The organism is Achromobacter sp. ESBL13, assembly GCF_036668755.1.
GTDB lineage: Bacteria > Pseudomonadota > Gammaproteobacteria > Burkholderiales > Burkholderiaceae_B > Achromobacter.
This window is the reverse complement of the sequence record NZ_JAZEVT010000001.1, coordinates 1,502,785-1,521,535: the sequence shown is the minus strand read 5'-3', so window position 1 is coordinate 1,521,535 and position 18,751 is coordinate 1,502,785. Positions and strand designations below refer to the sequence as shown.

The window sequence follows — 18,751 nt, the reverse complement described above, 5'->3', positions numbered from 1 at the left end:
TTTTACGAATTAAGCGCTCTACAGGATGTAGACCCGTCAGGGATTAGTTTGCCGCGATTGGCCAAACTCCTCCCGGTTGTCCGAGCTGTGTCCAACGTCACTTTACTGAAGGTGATGGCAAGTCCAGCGGGGGCGACCGAGCGACACGAGTGTCTAGTCGTTGATATTCGATGCGATGACGTTCCCAATCGCAATGTGCCGGGCATTCGTTATGTAGAGCGCTTGGCGATCATTGAGCCGGAGCAGCCCGATGCACGCCTGGATGTTCGTGTGCTCAGAAAGGATTTCCCTGCCCTGATGCACATGAATCAGACGTTGCCGGGTGAGCCGGGGAGCCTTTGCCTATACAACGAAGATGAAAGGGCGGTCCGTCGCTCCTGGACTCCCCAGAACTTCCTTCGACGGATAGAGTGGTGGCTGAACCAGAGTGCGCGGGAGTCGCTTCATCCTGCTGATCAGCCGGTGGAGCAACTCTTCTTTGTCACGAAGTTCGAGCTCATCGTATCTCCGGACTTCCCTGCGACGCCCGAAGAAGCGCGTGGCAGATACTCGCTGCATAAGCTAGCCGAGCGCAAAGATGGGGCTCAGACCTTTGCTTTGGTGCCTGCCAGCGCCGATGCCGCAGCTAGCTTATTCAACCTAGCCATCACGTTGCCTCCGATCGTTCACGGCATCGTTGAGTTAACTCCGGCTTCGCTTGGAATGCTTGCGGATCTTATGCAAGCTAGAGCCGCGGACCTAGTTACCCCTCTGCGACATGCACTAAGTGAACTCGTACCAGAGGGTAAGGGAATGCGTAGGCCTAAGCAGCGACGCTTAGCTTCGTTGCTACTGACGACTCCCATACTTCGAGCAGAGGGCGAGCAACCGTCCGCTTGCGACTTACGGGCATATATGCTTGACGTCGATGTGTTTGATCTTGCGCTGCAACTAGGCGCTTGCATTGAGCTCAATGGGTCGTTATACAGAGCTACGGGCGTGGAGCCGGATCCCGCATTGGAGCAAAAGTGGCGAGCGCACCATATCTTCCCGTTTGAGGTCTTGCGTAGTCCGTCACGCGATACTTTGCGCGATTTCTCTGGCATTGCTGATGAAGGCCCCAAAGGGACGATAGTTGGTGCGGGCTCCCTGGGCAGTGCGATCCTGCATCTCTGGTCCAGGCAGGGCTGGGGAGAGTGGACCGTGATCGATAACGATCACATTCGTCCCCACAATCTTGCACGCCACATCGCGTATGACGTGAACTGCGGTATCCCGAAGGCCGATGTCGTTGCTAGTTTGCTAAACGGTGCGGTACCCCATGGCGCGCAAGTGACGCCCATTGTGGAAGACATAAATCCGCTGACGGCCGACCGGGCGAAGGGGCTCTTCGGTGAGTCCGAGGTTGTCATCGACGTATCCACGGATCTCGATTTCCCAAGATCTTCCAGCTTTATTGACGGCTTGCCTCGACTCGCCTCGGCGTTCGTCACTCCGGACGGAGCGGCGTCTGTGCTGTTGGTGGAGAGCGCTGATCGCGCCCTACGGCTGCGATCCCTGGAAAGCCAGTATTACAGAGCTCTGCTGGCAGAAGAGTGGGGTTCAAGCCTGTACGGAAATGTCCCTCGTAAGCTGTGGAGTGGTGCGAGCTGCCGCGATATATCACTGGTTTTGTCGTACGCCAAGGTGTCTCTCCACGCTGCGAACTTGGCTGAGCAGATTCCGGCCTGCCTTCAAAATCCTGCCCCCAGGATCTTGATCTGGCAGAGACACCCCGCCGGAGAGATGACGGTGCATGAGATCGCCACGGGCGCAGAAGAAATCAAGCGCATCGGCTCGTACCAAGTAAGCATCGACGCTCAACTGATAGTGCAATTGCGAGCAATGCGAACTGCATGTTTGCCAAATGAGACTGGCGGCATTCTCCTGGGCTATCACGACTTCAATCAAAACATGATCGTGATCGTCCAGGCCCTTCCTGCCCCTCCAGACAGCATCTCGACCCCAAACAGCTTTATTAGAGGCTCAGTCGCCTGCCTCGAAGCTGTCGAGGACGCTGCCAAGCGTACCGCAGGTGTAGTTGTCTACGTTGGCGAGTGGCATAGCCATCCCAAAGGCCATAGTGCAAGACCAAGCCACACCGACATCAATCAGATCACGATCTTGGCACAAAGCATGGCCGAAGACGGCTTGCCCGTGCTCCAACTGATTGTGGGCGATGGTGACTACTCAATTTTGCAGATGCAGATTCAGCACTGAAATTTCGATATGAGAGCCAAATGATGGGGATGATTGATCTGGTCAAGGATCCATACGAGCGCAAAGCACGTGTGATGCCTGGCCTTTTAGTGGTTCTTCCTATTCTTGTTCCACTTGTCAGTGTCTATGGGCCTCGACACGCGATACTTACTGCCGTGCTTGGTGTGCTGGGCGGTTGCGGCGCCATCTATACGCTGGCCAGTGTCGCTCGTATGCGAGGCAAGGACGTCGAAGAGAAGCTTGTCAAGCGTTGGGGAGGGCTTCCCACGACCATATCGCTACGACATCGTGACACCCGCTACGACTCAATTACCAAGGAACGCTATCACCGTCTGGCGGAGTCCAAGCTTGGTATTCCCATTCCGACTGCCGAGGAGGAAGCGATTGAGCCTGCAAAGGCCGATCAGATGTACGCAGGAGTGGCAGTCAAGGTGAGGGAGGATACGCGTAACGACAAGGCGCTGTTACTGAAAGAGAACATCTCATATGGGTTTCACCGAAACTGCCTTGGTATGAGGATGCCAGGTGTCATAACCAGCATCGCCGGCATTGCCTATGGACTGATCGCTGCGGGCGTGCTGACAGTGGAACCATACGCATGGCATCCCGCTCGTCTTGCGGATCCAGGCCTTCCCGGCGGGCTGACCGTTGCCATCTCAGCGGCGCTCCTGTGGGCGTGGCTCTTCCACTTCAATGCCAGGGCGGTTCGACGGGCAGGTGATGTATACGCTGATCGCCTATTCGAGGCGATGTCGCGACTGCCAACAAAGCGCGCTAAGAAAGCGGCCTCGAACGCTGCGTGATCGATCAGGGGCTTGATAGGTCTGGCGACTGACTATCGTCCATTCTAAGAGGAATAAGAAGAAATGGCCCGTGTACACATCCTCAACGTCTCTCCCGGCGACTGCACGCTGATTCAGCACAACTCCGGCCGCGTTACAGGAATCGACGTTTGCGGCGGGAATCTGGAAGTGCGACAGCAAGCTGCGGCCCTAGAAGCCCGGGCAAGTACGATGATCACGGAGGTAGCCCGGCTAGGCAACTACCGCATGTGTGAGCGGCCATCGAATCCAATCAACTACATCCAAACGTACGGAATCGGACGCTTGTTCCGGTTCATACTCAGCCATCCTGATATGGACCACATGGACGGCTTGGCCGCTCTTCAAGAAAAGGTCGGGATTCTAAATTTTTGGGATTCCGGCGCGCGCAGGGCCGCGCCGGACTTCGAAGGGTTCTTCCGATTCAAGAAAGAAGATTGGGACGTGTACGAGAGGATAATTGCTAACGGAGCTTCCGGAGTTCTGACAGCGAAGCGAATCGCAGGCGATAGCTTCGCATTCGCAAATAGAAGTGAGGAAGAAGGCAGCGCGGGGGATGGTCTGTACATACTGGCTCCCAGCAAGGACTTGCTGTGCGATCCCGATGAAAACGACGATGTCAATGAAGCCTCATACGTCATCGAATACCTGAGCGGTGGCAACCGCATGATCTTCCCTGGTGATGCGCACGATGCCTCTTGGGACCACGTCATACGCAACAATGCCAAGTCGAAGGGGCAGTGCTCCTTCATGCTTGCGCCGCATCACGGACGTCATTCTGACCGTTCGTACGACTTCCTCGACTTTTATCGGCCAAAGCTGACTGTACTCGGGTGCTCCCCGAGCAAATTTATTGACTACGATCAGTGGAGGCGTCGCAACTTGGAGATACTCACCAGCAATCAAGCTGGGAACATCGTTTTGGAGATACATGAGGGCTATTACGATGTGTTCATTGAGAACGAGGAATTCGCCCGCGATCATGGTGGGGACGTCGCGCGTTGCAGTAAGGAAGGGTTCCACTTCTACAAGAGCGTTTACTCATAGCCTAGGTTGGCTATGTCGTGGGTCTGTCAGTTCTCCGGGTGGCTGGCTCAATGGGGAAGCTACTTTTCTTTGTGCGACCTAAGGGTATTAGGAATTGGCGTTCGCCTGAGGTGTGTGGGCCACACATCAACGGGGCAAGTCCATCGGCGCAAATTTGTTCCGGCCTAGCATTGCTTTAGAGTTCCGGCTCTCTGCTATGGAGAGGTGTCGTACGACAAACGCGGTTTCTGACTTGAGGCGGTATTTTTGTCCGTTGATTGTGAAATACGCGTTCCTTCTGGCGAGCTATGGTGGCGAATGGACGACTACCGAATAGAGCCCACACAGGGAGCCAGAAATTCATGAGCAAAGAGCGTATTGAGACCAATCCCCACAAGTTCTGGATGACCACGTGTGGGTTGGATACGTATGGTCGCAGCAAGGACCATGCGCGCTTGGATACTCCGTGGAACGCTTTCACCGAGGATAAGACAGGCCTTGTGAACTCAATTTGGGTGGATAGAGTCGTTTCTGTTTTCGACACAGAGAAGGGACATGAACGGCAGTTCGTGATTCTCGGCGCCAAAGTTAGCAGTTGGAAGGGGCTGGCCGTCAAGCATGGGGAAGAGGCGCAGAGGAATCTGGAGATAGCCCGAGCGGCCAGGATTCCGGTCTATGGATTTGAAGTTGAGCCAAAAGATCCATCCTCAGGCCGTGATGACCGCGGCATTAAGCATTTCTGGCTGGATAGAGTGCACCTCCTGCATCCTGTATACGGGATAAGCGGAATGGATCTGAAAGACCGCCTCCAGATCGATTCCGCATTTCGCGAGCACATCCAAAATAGCGATGTGGAAGACATGCTTAGTACTGGACATCTCTTCGAGTTGCTCGAGCCGCGGGGGGATGTGCCGGGAGCGGCACAAGATGGTTTTGAGGAAGACGATCTAGACGCCGAGCCTGAAAGTCTGGGCTGGATAGAGGAGACCGCGCGTAAGATCTTGCCAGTGCTGGTTGAGCATGTGCTGAGGCAGCGCGACGACGTACTTGTGCCCCTTACGTATAAGGAGTTGGCACAAAGGATTGGTCGCTTCGACAAAAACGGTCGTCCTTGGCCCCGTGGTCTAGGCAAAGTACTAGGCAGGGTCACTTCACTGATCAGCGCGGCAGCGGTGAGGATGATGGACAGCCCACCATTCCTTACGACGATTGTGGTGCTCTCCCAAGGCCAATACAAAGGCCTGCCATCCCATGGCATCAAGGGAACGTGGATGGGTTACGACTTGCTCAATGCGGCGGACAAGCGAGCAAAGGTCACGAATGAGTACTCGAAGATTCTTGAGTTTGGAAGTCGTTGGCTCGAGGTACTACGGCTGACTGGTCTTGAGGTCGCGTCTGTCGAGATTGAAGCTAGTGTTGGTAACTCGAGTTCAGGCGGGGGCGGCGGTTGGGGTGGGGGAGAGTCAGCACAACACAAGGCGCTGAAGGAGTACGTGGTAACTCATCCTGAGCAGTTCGGCGCGGGGCCCGATTGGTTTGTTGAGCCGGAACATGATCTACGTTCCGGGGATGTCATCGATGTCGTTTTCAAGTCGGAGCATCTCTGGATCGGCGTCGAGGTGAAATCTCGAATCTCCGATGGCGGCCCAATAGACTACGAACGCGGGGTTTACCAAGCTATCAAGTACGCAGCGGTCTTAGAAGCCCAAGCTCGAGTTGATCATCCAGGGAACCCGCCTGCGGTCCGTATCATTCTTGCGGTGGAGACTGTGTTGCCATTGAAGAGTCGACAGCTCGCTATCGATCTGGGCGTGGAGTACCTCGAGCGCGTTTCATCTGCAAGCTAACGTAGCCGCATGGGTAAAGCGAAGATCCGCAGGTGGGGTACATCTCCGATGGCGCAAGGTGCGTGCGCATTCGTTTATCACTACCTGGCTAGCCCCAGTTAGGGGCTGTTCGGTAGATCTACACGCCTCTGGAGTGCCTCAATGGCCGCAAACAGCCCGGTGTCGGATTCTTCAACTGGTGGGGGCAACGGGAGCATCACCGATCGACTCCGATATCGCATATCATTTCACCGGGCCCGTTCCAGACTCCATGCGGGCAGACATCAACGTAATGTCTATGTGGCGCTGTATGGACAGGGGCGGGTTCGGCCATCCCCTATGTGTAAGGCTACGTAGACCTTCCCGAGAGAGTTTCGAGCGCTTGCGCCACGACGCAGGGGACAAGCAGCGCCGAAGGATGGCCGAGTGATGTTCCCTCCGTTCGTGAACTTCATCGCGAAACCTTCCATCAATTCAGCGTCATAAAATACTTGTGAAGGAGTCCGCGGTCATAGCGAAAATTAAGCACCGCATGGTGCACGCCAGCGTCTCATCGCCAATGCCAGCGATAGGGAAATTGCAACTCAGTAGAATTTCGCAGTTGTCAGGTCACCACGAATCGTAGACGTGCTTCCACTGGCGTCTCTCAGGCGAAATCGGTTTGTGATGTTTGGCCGCAGCATTTGCAGCGCAGGGTGATAAACGCTTTGTTCTTCATCGCAGATCATCTGCCGCCGCCCAGAAACTAATGGGACTTGATTACTATCGGAAGTACCGAAGCGGGTCTTGTGCGGGAGTAGCTATACATAACTACTCTTCAAGGATTCCAACTATGAAAGCCTGCTCACAAAATGCTGATCTGGCGCCGATTGCACACCACTTGGCCCAGATTATCGATGCCTCCGCCGGTGACTATCCTCTGGTTTCAATGTCCGGGCAGGACGATCGAGCCGACTGGACTTGGATGTACGCCAATCTAATGGTCTCAGTGGCGGTTGGCGCCGAACTGCCCGTGCTTCTGACTGTCGTTGACTCAAGTTGCGTTGCCGTTCAAGTCAGAACGTCGGGCCAAGCGATCGCTGTGCTAAGGATGACTGAGAGCATCCGACAAAAGCGCGCGTCGCCGTATATTCAGTTGGAAGAGCGTCCCGTCTCAGGCTAAGAAGGGAACGTGCGGTCCATCGCGGCAATGACATACTTATGCGGTGTGGCATAGGCACCCTCGAGCCAACGGCGGTCTACGTCTACGTAATCGGCTTTGATGAACTCGGTAGGGCCGGGTTCCTTCTTGCGCGCGGGCTTGCGGTAGGTCAGCCGTAGAAAAGTAAAGTCTGGCTCGCTTTCTATCCACAGATCGCGAAGCGTGCGATATCTGTCATCGAATCGAAAACGTAGCCACTCTGGGCGGTGCACCGCTGCGACACCAGTGGGCGGCGGGAAGTCGCAGGTTGCCAGGCAGACGTACGGTAGCTGCCACTCTTCCAGGTTGCGCTGATTCCAGAGCTCCGTCGTGTCAGCTGAGCGAAGAAAGCCGATGAGCGTGTGGATGTCGGCGTAGGGGGCGACATCGCGAATGTAGCCCCAGTGTTTTTGCCAGTTGGCAAAGAAGGACGCCCGCAACGCTGCTCCTTTGGTCGGATCCGGGTGTGTAGGGGAGAGAATTTCATACCTCCCACTTCCTCCGGATTTTATTGGGCAGAACGTTCCGGGGCTGGGGTCGTGCCCCCAAGTGGGCACTACGTTGGGACTATCTTCACCAACTGTGTGAAGCGGCACTTTGCATATAAGACAGCGAAGCTGTGGGCGATTACGAAGCTCTCCATGAGCGTCCCGCTTTGGGCCGTACTCAATCTTGTAGGTGTCCACAGTGAGGTTCTTACGAACCCTAGGGTCGTATGCGTATTCCAATGGTCGTTCCTATTCCTTCTGTGTTCAGCTGGCAGCACCGCGCTGAAATACCCGCCAACTTGGGTAGTCAATGAATGCAAGCGACAACGGTCGCGGGAGCCAGCCGGGGCCAGCTTTGCACACCTAGCACTCGTACCGAAATCACTGCACAGACAGAGTAAGCGAACCGACTAAGCGCTAATTGATGTAGTTAGTGGCTCGAACTGCGCTAATTCAGAGAATTTCGACAACGCGCTGAGTGATCATCGCCCCGCGTGTCCATGGCAGTGAGCGATGGACAATAGGCCGCTTGAGCGCCCAGCGTAGATCTCTATTGTCGATGCGCAAATCCGGCGCAGAACTATTTGTTCGAAACAGGGCTCGCCCCTCTGACCGTGCTCTTAAGACGCAGCATCAGGTTGTGCCTGGTCGCTGACCACGCCTGGAGGAGCGCAAACAACCTGATCGACTTGCTACAGGAGCGCAGATCTTTATTGTTCGGCCTCAAATGCGGATTTGAGGGCTCCAGCGCAGAACTATTTGTCGGAACACCCCCAGCGCAGAACTATTTGTCTGGGCGCAGAACTTTAATGTCTGTGACCAGCGCGCGATGACTGGCGCATCTTCAACCGCAGCGGCATTACGCATCTGGTATCGATCAGTGGCATGCACGTGACGTCTATCGCGGGTATCGCGGGCGTGCTGGTGGCGGCGGGGTGGCGGCGGGCGCGATGGCGTGGGACGGGCTTGCCGGAATTCGTGCCGTCGCGCGTGGCCGGCGGCGCGGCGGCGGCAGTGGTGGCGCTGCTGTATTGCCTGCTGGCGGGATGGGGCGTGCCGGCCCGGCGCACGTTCTTCATGTTGTCGGTGGTGCTGGCGGCGGTGATGTCGCGGCTGCCGCTCACGGCGGGCAGGGTGTTGGCGTGCGCTGGGGCGGGCGTGGTGGCGTTGGACCCGTGGGCGCCGTTGTCGGCGGGGTTCTGGCTGTCTTTCGGCGCGGTGGCGATATTGCTGCGCATTGCCGAGCTGCCGTTTGATGCCGAGGCGGGCTGGCGCCGCCGTTGGGCAAGCCGGTTGGCGCAAGCCACGCGTTTGCAGCTGCTGGTCACACTGGGCTTGACGCCGCTGCTGGCGTTTCTGGTGTATCAGGTATCCGTCGGATCGCCCCTGGCCAATGCCGTGGCAATTCCGTCGGTGACGTTCATCGTCACGCCCTTGGCGTTGCTGTGCGCGGCGCTGTCCGTGTTGCCCGGTGCGCAGGCGGTGGCCGCGTGGGTCGGCCAGGTGGGGTTGGCGGCGTTCGACTACACCATGGCCCCGGTGGCGTGGGTAGGCAATGCTGATTGGGCCAGCTTTGCCGTGGCGGCGGCGCCTTGGCCTTGGCTGCTGGTCGCGGTATCCGGCATGGTATGGGCTTTGCAGGTGCGCGGCTGGCCAGCGCGACACCTTGGCTGGGTCTGCATGCTGCCCCTGCTGTGCTGGCGGCCGGACAAGCCCGATCCCGGCCATTGGCGCATGACGGCCCTGGACGTGGGGCAGGGCAGCGCCATCCTGGTCGAAACGGCAACGCAGACCCTGCTGTTCGATGCCGGCCCGCGCCATTACGGCGGCAGCGACGCGGGCGATCGAGTCGTGGCGCCGTTCATGCAGGCGCGCGGTATCGATGTGCTGGATGTGCTGGTGCTGTCCCACGCCGACCAAGACCACGTCGGCGGCGCGCGAGCGGTGCTGGCGGCGGTACCGGTGCGGCGTAGTTATGCGTCATTTGATGTGGCGGCGTTTGTACGGCGGGATGCCAGTGTGTGGCCGGTGGTGGGGACGGTGGGCGGGACGGTGGGCGGGACGGTAGGTGGGAGGCGGGGCTGGACGGTAGGCGGGGCGGCGGGAGGGACGGTAGGCGGGACGGAGGGTGGGACGGAGGGAGGGACGGCGGCTGGGACGGAGGGTGGGACGGTGGGTGGGACGGCGTCGGGTGCGGCGTCGAGCCAAGCGCCGCCCGGCACGCCGTCCACGCTGCCCGATCGTAGGTTGCGCTGCCGCCGCGACGACTCCTGGGAGACGGACGGCGTGCGCTTCACCTTTCTGCATCCCACCAACGGCGGCAACGGCGAACCGGTGGACCGGAACGCGGACAGCTGCGTGTTGTTCGTACAGGGAGCCAGCCATTCCCTATTGCTGACAGGCGACATCGGCGTGGCGCAGGAACGCGAACTCGTCGCACGCGGGGTGCCTAAAACCGATGTGGTGCTGGCCCCGCACCACGGCTCAGCCTCGTCATCCGGGCGCGACTGGGTACGCGCCGTGCAAGCCACTCATGCCATTGCGCAAGCGGGCCATCTAAACCGTTTCCGCCATCCCGCCCCGGCGGTGGAGCGGCGTTGGCTAGCGGCGGGGGCGGTGTTCTGGCGTAGTGACCGGGACGGCGCGGTGATGGCTCTATCCACTGCAAACGGTCTGTCGGTTTGGTCGCAGCGTGGTGACGGTGCGCGCTACTGGCATGGGCGATGACTGTCGGCTAAGGCGCGATAGGCAAGCGCGTGGGGACGGTTAGACGCGGACCGCAGCCAGTCTAGCCGCCGCTGTGCTACCCCACACCCATCACCAACCGATCAAACAAATCGTCCCCGCCCATCTGTCCGCCCTTAAGCATCAACTCCACACCATCCACCACGGAGTTGTCGCTGCGCGCAACGCTGACGGTGACGCCGGGCGCCAACACACATCGGAACTGCAAACCCCACAAACCCAGCGCCAGCGTGGCTTGGCTTGATGTGTCGCCGCCGGCGATGCCGACCCGTGCAAGCCGGGTTCCCGCTTGCGCGCTGGCGGTGATGATGGCGGCGGCAAGCTGTGCGGTGGCGCGGGCGGCACTGGCGGCCTGGCCGCTGGTAACGGCTTGGTCCGGGCGGTCGGTGTGGACGAGCACGTTGTGTCCTTGCGCCAAGGCTGCGGTCGCCAGGCGGACTTGCTCTGCCACGTAGGTGGGTGATTCCAGCAGCGCTTGTACTTTCAGCGGCTGGTGCGTGTAGCGGGTGCTGGCGGCAATCTGCCGCGCGGTGACGGGTGACAAGCTGCCGGCCATGACAAGCACCGGGCCGGAGGCGGCGGGGAGCGGTGCCTCGCCACTGGGTAAAAAGGCAGCGGCATCGCGGCCGGCAATCTTGCCACGATGCTCTGCCGTCGTTCCATCGGGTCCAGCCAGCCCGTGGTTACGCTGAAACACGCTTGCGTCGCGCTCGAACGCCGCTGCGCGCGCCAGCGCCTGCTGTACGCTGCTTGGGCCAACCGCCAACAATGGCGCACTTGCCGCCGCGCGCCAGATCAGGCGGCCAATCACGGCGAGTTGCTCGTCGTCCGTCACGTCGAACAGGACCGGGCCGTCACTGGTGTTGATCAGGTCGTCGATCCAGGCATCCAGTTGGGCGACGTCGTTCGCACCCATCGCACCCGTCGCACCCATCGCACCCATCGCACCCGTCGCACCCATCGCACCCATCGCACCCATCGCACCGATCGCACCAGGTGCACCAGGCGCACCGGACGCACCCGACGCACCGGCATCCCCAGCACCCCGCAAACGCGGATACGCAATATGCGGCACCGACCGAATCCCCTCCAGCCCTTGCGCGGCCAGATGCCGTCGTAAGTCCGCCTCATGCATCGGCGTGACCGGGTGCTGGCTCATCACCGGATGCCGGTCAATGCGATACACCTCCGGCGCTGCCCCAGCGCGGGCGAACAATTGCGCAAAGCTGCAATAGCGTCCGATGCTGGGTTGCCCGCCCACAATCGGTACCAGCCGGTTCGGCAGGTGTCGCCGCAGTTCGCGGATGGCGACGCCGATGCTGCCGACGTGCGGGGCGCTGTCGAAGGTGGAACAGCACTTGTAATGCAGCACGCGTGCGCCGGTGCCGGCCATGAAGCGGCCGACAGAACGTAGTTCCGTTTCCATATCGGTGGGGGACATGGCGCGCGCGGCGCCCGCGATGCCGATGGCGTCCAGCGGGCCGGCGCGGCGCAGTTGTTCGGGCGTGGGCACGCCCAGGAACAGCAAGCCGCGCAGGCCAGCGCGCGCGACTTCGGCCAGCGTGTCGGTGGCGCCGGTGAAATCGTCGCCGTACCAGCAGATGCTTGGTGCGGTCAGCCTGCCTGCGGCATTTGCGCTGCTCGCGTCATCGGCATGGCCTGGGCCGTCGTGATCTTTGGCGCTGCCCGCCCCACTGCCAGCGCTAACAACCCCCGCAGTCATGCCCGCCCACCAAAAAATTCCAACGCCCGCTTCAACTCGGGCGCGTTCCGCGCAACGTCGTCCAACGCCTGTCCATCCCGCACCGCCTGCCACGCTTGCCGAATGCTCTGCACGCCCGCTGCCGGCCCATCCGGGTGCGCCAGAATTCCACCACCGGACATGAACATCAAATCATCGGTGCGCACGGCCGCCCACGTGGCGGGCACGGTGCCGGCCCATTGGCCGGACGAGAACGCGGGCATGACCGGGTCGTCGATGCCGGGCGTGAGCGAGGCCAGGCAGTCGCGCGCGGATTCCACGACTTCGCTGTCTTCCTGCGCGAACTTGCCTTGCAGGCCGTGCACGTGCATATGGTCCACGCCGGCCAGACGCCACAGGGTTTGATACGCCTGAAAGCCGATGCCCAGCAAGGGCGCGCGTGACAAGGCGCCGAAGCCGTTGCGATGGCCGTGCAAGGCCAGCGGCGTGCTGCGGCGCAGGGTCTGGATGGCGGAAAAGCCGCACCAGTTCAGGCTGGCCATGACGCAGGTGCCGCCCTCGCGTTCGATCAGGTCGGCGTGGCGGCGCATGGCATCGGTTTCGTCGCTGATGTTGAACGCCACCATCACTTGGCGGCCGGTGCGTTCGCGGTGGGCGCGCACTACCGCCATGACGGCGGCGACGCGTTGCGCCAGCGGCGCGTGCGCGGGGTTGGCGCACACCTCGTCGTCCTTGATGAAGTCCACGCCGGCCGCGCACAGCTGGGCGACCAGATGCGCGGTCTGCTCGGGCGACAGGCCCACGTTGGGCTTGATGATGGTGCCTACCAGCGGTCCCGTTGTCACACCCGTCAATTGGCGCGTGCCGGCGATGCCTACTTGCGGCATGTCGAATTGGGCGCGGTAGTTGGCGGGCAGCTCCATGCTTTCCAGGCGCAGGCCGGTGACTTCGCCCAGGTCGTACAGGTTGCCACCGACGGTGGCTGCCAGCGTGGGCAAGTTGGCGCCTACGTTGGCCACGGGAAAGGCGATGCGGACGCGGGCGCGCTGGTACTTGCCCGGCATGCCGCCCGCTTGGCGTGCCAGCCAGGCGTTGGGCAGGCTGGGCGTGTCGGTGGTGTCCAGCAGGTCGATGGATTCAATGCGCGCGCGGGCCCGGGCGCGCAGCTCGTCGGTTTCGCCTTGCACGCGGGTGAAGGTGCCGCAGGACTGCTCGCCCGCCATCACTTCGGCGACCCGTGCGGGGTCCATCGGGGTTTCGATCAGGTAGGTCGCGCTAAAGGACTGGGAATTCATAGGCTTGGGAATTCAAAGGTGGCGGCGGGCGGCAATGTTGGGTCAGCAAGGGACAGCAGGCACCGGCAGGCGTCCGCAGATCAAAGGCGCGACAAATCCGGGAACGGGCGGACCGGGTCCTTGCCGTCCCAGCCGTTGGCGCTTTCTCGGATCAAGTCGAACAATCGGCCCTTGGGGCCAGCCACTTCCGACAGTTCGATGACGGTGCCCGGGTGGTATTCGGTGTCGAAGTAGATGAAGCGGCCTTTCTCGCCGACTTCGCCGCTCATCTTGGGCTTGAAGCCCTGGGCCAGCAGGCGTTCCAGATCGGCGTCGTAGCTTTCGGTCCAGTAGGCCACGTGTTGCAGGCCGGTGCGGCCGGCTTGCAGGAAGTCGCGGTACATCGACGGCACGTCGTTGCGCGTCTGGATCAGTTCAACCTGCACGAAGCCGGAGTTGGCCAGCGCCACGGAATTGTGCGGCTGGTGGCTTTCGCCGTCGTACTGGTAATTGACGATCGGCACGCGCGGGTTGTAGTACCACGGGCCCACACCCAGCGTGTTGCTCCAGTACTCCATGGCGGCTTCGATGTTGTGCACCACATAACCGAGTTGGCGGATTTCGCCCAGGAAACGACTCATGATGGATCTTTATAAAAGGAAAACGAAGAGGGGGGAGGCGGCCCGACGCGGATCTGCGCGGGCCGCGTCGGGTCACAGGAAGCCGATGGAGAACCAGGGGAAGGCCGCCACGATGATCAGGCCGATCAGCAGCGCCGCAACGTAACCCCAGATGGGGCCGATGCCCTCGTTGGGGTCGACGCGGCTGATGGCGCAAGCGCCGTAATAGCCCACGCCGAAGGGCGGCGCGAACAGGCCGATGCCCATGGCGAAGATGACGACCATTGCGTAATGCACTTCGTGCACGCCGGCCTGCACCGCGATCGGGAACAGCAGGGGGCCGAACAGCACGATGGCGGGTATGCCTTCCAGCACGCTGCCCAGGATGATGAACGCCACGATGGACACGGCCAGAAAGCCGTAGCTGCCGCCGGGCATGCCGGCCATCAACTTGGCCAGATCGCCCGAGAAGCCGGACTGCGTCAACGCCCACGCCATGGCCGTGGCGCAACCCACGATCAACATGATGGCGCCGGATAGCGAGGCGGTTTCGATCAGCATGGGGCGCAGGCGCGCCCAGTCGAAGCGGCGGTAGATCAGGATGCCGATCAGCGCGGAATACACGATGCCGATGGTGGACACTTCGGTGGCGGTGGCCACGCCTTCGACCACCGCCGCGCGGATGACAAACGGCAGGGCCACGGCGGGCAGGGCGATCACGAAAAAGCGGCCGATCTCTTTGAAGCTGAAACGTTGCACCAGGCTCAGGTCTTCGCGGCGGTAACGCCACCACACCACCGAGCACAGCGCCAGGCCCAGCACCACGGCCGGCAGCAGGCCGCCCGTGAACAGCGCGGCAATCGACACGCCGGTAACCGAGCCGATGGTGATCAGCACAATCGACGGCGGTATGGTCTCGGTCTGCGCGCCCGTGGCGGACAGCAGCGCCACCAGGTCGCCCGGCTTGGCGCCGCGCTTGCGCATTTCCGGGAACAGCACAGGGGCGATGGCCGCCATGTCGGCGATCTTCGAGCCCGAGATGCCCGACACCAGATACATCGCGCCGATCAGCACGTAGGACAAGCCGCCGCGCACATGGCCCAGCAGGCTGGCCAGGAACTGGATCATGGCGCGCGCCATGCCGGTCATCTCGATCAACGACCCCAGGAAGATGAACAGCGGCACGGCCAGCAGCATCAGGTGCGACATGCCTTCATCCAGCCGGCCCACCATGACTTCCATGGGCGTGTTGGTCGTCAACGCCAGGTACGAAAACGTGGCCAGCGCGAACGAGAACGCAATCGGCACGCCCGAGAACACGGTGGCCGCGACGATGCCCACGAAGAAGATCACCAGGTTCAGCTTGCCCAGGCCCTTGAACATGGGCTGCGCCAACCAGAACAGGGCAACCACCACGGCCACGCCGGCCAACGCCACGAGCACATGGCGCAGCGGCTGCGTGCGCAACAGGCGCAGCAAGGCCACCACGCCCATCAGCGCCATGCCCACGGGAATGGCGGCGGCGCGCCAGGCGTTGGACAGTTCCAGCGCGGGCGTGATGATGAAGTGTTCTTCGTGCGCGTATTCGATCGCGGGCGACAGGATCAGCACCAGGAAGGCTAGCGACGCGGCCAGCGCCGCCGTCTCCAGCTGCGCGCGCCGGGCCGGGCTGACGTTGTTGACCAGCGCCGTCATGCGCATGTGTTCGCCGCGCCGCAGCGCAACCACGGCGCCCAGCATCGACAGCCACAGGAACAGGATGGAAGCCAGTTCGTCGGACCAGACCAAGGGGCTGTGGAAGGCGTAGCGCGCGACGACACCCGCGAACAGCACGCAGATCTCGACCAGCACGATGGCGGCCGCAACGTGCTCGACCACGCCGCCCAGCACGCTGTCCAGCGCGTTGGCGGCGCGCCGCAAGGGGTTGGCCGGCAGCATCGGGGTGGCGGCGTGGGGGGCGGACAAGGAAGACATGGCGCGACCTCAGGCCAGCTTGCCGACGCTTTGTTCCAGCAGCGACCAGGCTTCGTTGCCGAAGCGGCCCTGCCATTCCTTGTAGAAGCCTGCGGTGCGCAGCGCCTGGCGGAAGGTGTCCGGGGCCGGCTGGTTGAATTTCAGGCCCTTGGCTTCCAGGTCGGACTGCACCGACGCGTTCAGCTTCTTGATGTCTTCACGCTGTGCCAGGCCGGCTTCGTTGATGCCGCGCGCAACGATGGTCTTCAGGTCTTGCGGCAGGCCTTCCCACATGCGGCCGTTGGCGATGAACCAGTAGCCGTCCCAGATGTGGTTGGTCAGCGAACAATACTTCTGCACTTCGTAAAGCTTGGCCACCTGGATGATGGGCAGGGGGTTTTCCTGCGCGTCAACCACCTTGGTCTGCAACGACGAATACACCTCGCTGAACTGCAAGCTGGCGGGCGCGGCGCCCAGGCCCTTGAACATCGAGATGGGCAGCGAGCTGACCGGCACGCGGATCTTCAAGCCGTCCATGTCGGCGGCCGTGGTGACGGGCGCCTTGCTGCTGGTGGTTTGGCGGAAACCGTTGTCCCACATCTTTTCAAACGCGTAGAGCTTGCGCTGCGCGATGGCGGCGCGCACGTGCGCGCCCAGCGGGCCGTCCATGGCACCCCAGACCTGGCTGTAGTCCTTGAACGCGAAGCCCACGGCATTGATGGCGGCCACCGGCACCAGCGTGGCGATGACCAGCGCCGACGGGGTGAAAAAGTCGATGCCACCCGAGCGCACTTGCGCCAGCATGTCGGTATCGCCGCCCAGCTGGTTGTTCGGGAAAATCTTGATGTCGACGCGGCCGTTGCTTTCTTTCAGGATGCGGTCGGCGGCTTCTTGTGCTCGGATGTTCAGCGGGTGCGTTACCGGCAGGTTGTTGCCGTACTTGAGCGTGTAGTCGGCCGCGCGGGCGATCAGCGGGAATCCGCCGGCCAGGGCAACGGCGGGCACCGCGCAAAGGCGGCGCAGAACACTACGGCGTGTCAGCAGCTTCATGGTTGTCTCCAAAATCGGTTTTATGATGTTTTTTGATGTGCCACAAAAGCGCCATAACCATGCGGCAGACTGGACAATAGTGAATTGACGCTATCATCGTCAAACCTTATTCATGATGGTTTTTGATGTGAATAGAATGTCGCCCGACCGCAAGCTAGCCCGTTTGGCCGATGTGGCCGCACGGGCCGGCGTGTCCACCGCCACCGCCGATCGTGTGCTGAATCGCCGGCCCGGCGTGCGCGCCAACACCGCCCAGAAGGTGTTGAAGGCCGCCATGGAACTGGACTATCTGCCCGAACAGGATTTGGCCGCCGCCTTGCCCGCCGAGCCCATGCGGCTGGTATTCCTGCTGCCGCGCGGCAGCAACCGGTACTTGCGCATGCTGGGCGACACCGTCAGCTATGCGCATGAACACTTCGGCCCGCTGAACGCCAAGTGCCAGATCGAATACGTTGAAAGCTTCAACCCCGACGCGCTGGCCCAGGCGCTGGCCAAGCACGGCAAGCGCGCCGACGGCATTGCCTTCATGGCGCTGGAACATCCCGTGGTGCGCGAAGCCGTCAACACGCTGGCGCAGCAGGGCGTGCCCACGGTGACGCTGATTTCGGACCTGGCCAACAGCGCGCGCACGGCTTACGTGGGGCTGGACAATCGCGCCGCCGGGCGCACGGCGGGTTACCTGATTGCGCGCTTTGTCGGCCCGCGCGCGGCGCACGTGGCGCTGATTGCGGGCTCGCGCCATTACCGCGCGCACGAGGAACGCGAAAGCGGCTTCTTGCAGCTGTATGCCGAACAGTTCCAGGCGATGCAGGTGGTGGATCTGCGCGAAGGCTATGACGATGCGCAGCGCAACTACGAGCAGACGCGGCAGTTGCTTGAGCAATATCCCAACCTGGCGGGCATCTACAACATCGGGGGCGCGTCGGACGGCGTGGCGCGCGCGTTGAAAGAGGCCGGCTTGCAGCATCGGGTGGTGTTCATCGGCCACGGGCTGACGCCGGACACGCGCTCGCTGTTGATCGACGGGACCATGGACGCGGTCATTACGCAAAGCCCGATGGAAGCGCTGATGAGCTGCGTGCGCATCTTCGGCAATCTGCGCGACAAGCGCAGCCCGATGAACGGCGTGGAACTGGCGCGCAGCCAGGTGATTTTTCGGGAAAACCTGCCATGAGAAAAGTTTGCTTCAACAGGCTTGCTATTTAACTGCCTAGGCAGATAAAATCCGCTATCGGTAATCGCCATCGCCATCCCCACCCCCGCCCCGAGACAACCATGGCCACCGCTAAACCCGCCGTGCTGGACCGCTTCTACACCGGTGAACTCGGATTCATGATCACGTCCGTGCGCGGCAGCATTCACGATGCGCTGGAGCGCGAGCTGGCGCCCTTTGACCTGACGACCCCGCAGTACGTGGTGCTGAACTGCCTGGCCAAAGGGTGGGGCCGCACGCTTAGCGATTTCTGCCGGGTGCTGGCGTATGACTCGGGCGCGATGACGCGGCTGCTGGATCGGATTGTGGCCAAGGGCTTTATCCGCCGCGTCGAAAACGAATCCGACCGGCGCAGCTACCTGATCGAATTGACCGAACAGGGGCAAGCCGCATTGCCGCAGGCGCTGGCCGCTACGGAAGTCGCCATGCGGCGCCTGTTGGCCGGCTTTTCGGAAGCGGATGCCGAGACGCTGCACAAGCTGTTGTCGCGCGTGTTGATGAATGCGCAGGCGGACGAGGCGTAGGTAGCCCGTACGCAGCGACCCGTACGCCGCGACCCGTAGGCCCTTTTTCCCTTTTCATTTTTTTATCCATTTATCTGCCTAGGCATATACA

The 18,751-nt window shown here is 61.4% G+C and carries 12 protein-coding genes and 1 pseudogene; 7 read left to right on the top strand and 6 right to left on the bottom strand.

The features are described 5' to 3' along the window. Window positions 1–87 precede the first annotated feature (87 nt). The 4 genes from V6F88_RS06725 (at window position 88) to V6F88_RS06710 (ending at window position 5,932) form a co-directional block, all read left to right on the top strand. Window positions 88–2,238, top strand: a complete 2,151-nt coding sequence (locus tag V6F88_RS06725; protein WP_332608553.1) for a ThiF family adenylyltransferase — start codon at window positions 88–90, stop codon at window positions 2,236–2,238. 20 nt (window positions 2,239–2,258) lie between these two features. Then, the gene (locus V6F88_RS06720; protein WP_332608552.1) at window positions 2,259–3,041 is read left to right on the top strand and encodes a hypothetical protein; all 783 of its coding nucleotides are present in this window, start codon (window positions 2,259–2,261) and stop codon (window positions 3,039–3,041) included. 63 nt (window positions 3,042–3,104) lie between these two features. After that, the gene (locus V6F88_RS06715) at window positions 3,105–4,106 is read left to right on the top strand and encodes a ComEC/Rec2 family competence protein (RefSeq protein ID WP_332608551.1); all 1,002 of its coding nucleotides are present in this window, start codon (window positions 3,105–3,107) and stop codon (window positions 4,104–4,106) included. A gap of 341 nt (window positions 4,107–4,447) precedes the next feature. Continuing rightward, the gene (locus tag V6F88_RS06710; RefSeq protein ID WP_332608550.1) at window positions 4,448–5,932 is read left to right on the top strand and encodes a hypothetical protein; all 1,485 of its coding nucleotides are present in this window, start codon (window positions 4,448–4,450) and stop codon (window positions 5,930–5,932) included. Window positions 5,933–7,069: 1,137 nt separating this feature from the next. Here the strand turns inward: V6F88_RS06710 and V6F88_RS06705 are convergent. After that, window positions 7,070–7,531, bottom strand: a complete 462-nt coding sequence (locus tag V6F88_RS06705) for a hypothetical protein (RefSeq protein WP_332608549.1) — start codon at window positions 7,529–7,531, stop codon at window positions 7,070–7,072. 870 nt (window positions 7,532–8,401) lie between these two features. Between V6F88_RS06705 and V6F88_RS06700 the strand changes: the two are divergent. Beyond that, a pseudogene (locus V6F88_RS06700) lies at window positions 8,402–10,306 on the top strand (DNA internalization-related competence protein ComEC/Rec2); the annotation flags it as partial. Window positions 10,307–10,382: 76 nt separating this feature from the next. On the opposite strand, the gene V6F88_RS06695 reads toward V6F88_RS06700, so the two are convergent. The 5 genes from V6F88_RS06695 to V6F88_RS06675 all read right to left on the bottom strand — a co-directional run bounded on the left by V6F88_RS06695 (window position 10,383) and on the right by V6F88_RS06675 (window position 16,923). Continuing rightward, window positions 10,383–12,047, bottom strand: a complete 1,665-nt coding sequence (locus V6F88_RS06695) for a four-carbon acid sugar kinase family protein (RefSeq protein ID WP_332608548.1) — start codon at window positions 12,045–12,047, stop codon at window positions 10,383–10,385. After that, window positions 12,044–13,321 (bottom strand): ribulose-bisphosphate carboxylase large subunit family protein, encoded by a 1,278-nt coding sequence (locus V6F88_RS06690; protein WP_332608547.1) that lies wholly within the window; start codon window positions 13,319–13,321, stop codon window positions 12,044–12,046. The genes V6F88_RS06695 and V6F88_RS06690 overlap by 4 nt, the downstream gene beginning before the upstream one ends. A gap of 80 nt (window positions 13,322–13,401) precedes the next feature. Then, on the bottom strand, window positions 13,402–13,941 hold the full coding sequence (locus tag V6F88_RS06685; protein WP_332608546.1) for a VOC family protein: 540 nt from the start codon (window positions 13,939–13,941) through the stop codon (window positions 13,402–13,404). A gap of 72 nt (window positions 13,942–14,013) precedes the next feature. After that, window positions 14,014–15,894 (bottom strand): TRAP transporter large permease, encoded by a 1,881-nt coding sequence (locus V6F88_RS06680; RefSeq protein ID WP_332608545.1) that lies wholly within the window; start codon window positions 15,892–15,894, stop codon window positions 14,014–14,016. A gap of 9 nt (window positions 15,895–15,903) precedes the next feature. Then, window positions 15,904–16,923, bottom strand: coding sequence for a TRAP transporter substrate-binding protein (locus V6F88_RS06675; RefSeq protein WP_332608544.1), 1,020 nt, complete (start codon window positions 16,921–16,923; stop codon window positions 15,904–15,906). A gap of 112 nt (window positions 16,924–17,035) precedes the next feature. Here V6F88_RS06675 and V6F88_RS06670 point away from each other — a divergent pair, with 112 nt between their 5' ends. Together V6F88_RS06670 and V6F88_RS06665 are read left to right on the top strand one after the other, a co-directional pair. Next, entirely contained in the window at window positions 17,036–18,097 is a 1,062-nt protein-coding gene (locus tag V6F88_RS06670; protein WP_332608543.1) for a LacI family DNA-binding transcriptional regulator, read from the top strand. Window positions 18,098–18,198: 101 nt separating this feature from the next. Further along, window positions 18,199–18,660, top strand: coding sequence for a MarR family winged helix-turn-helix transcriptional regulator (locus tag V6F88_RS06665; RefSeq protein ID WP_332608542.1), 462 nt, complete (start codon window positions 18,199–18,201; stop codon window positions 18,658–18,660). Window positions 18,661–18,751 lie beyond the last annotated feature (91 nt).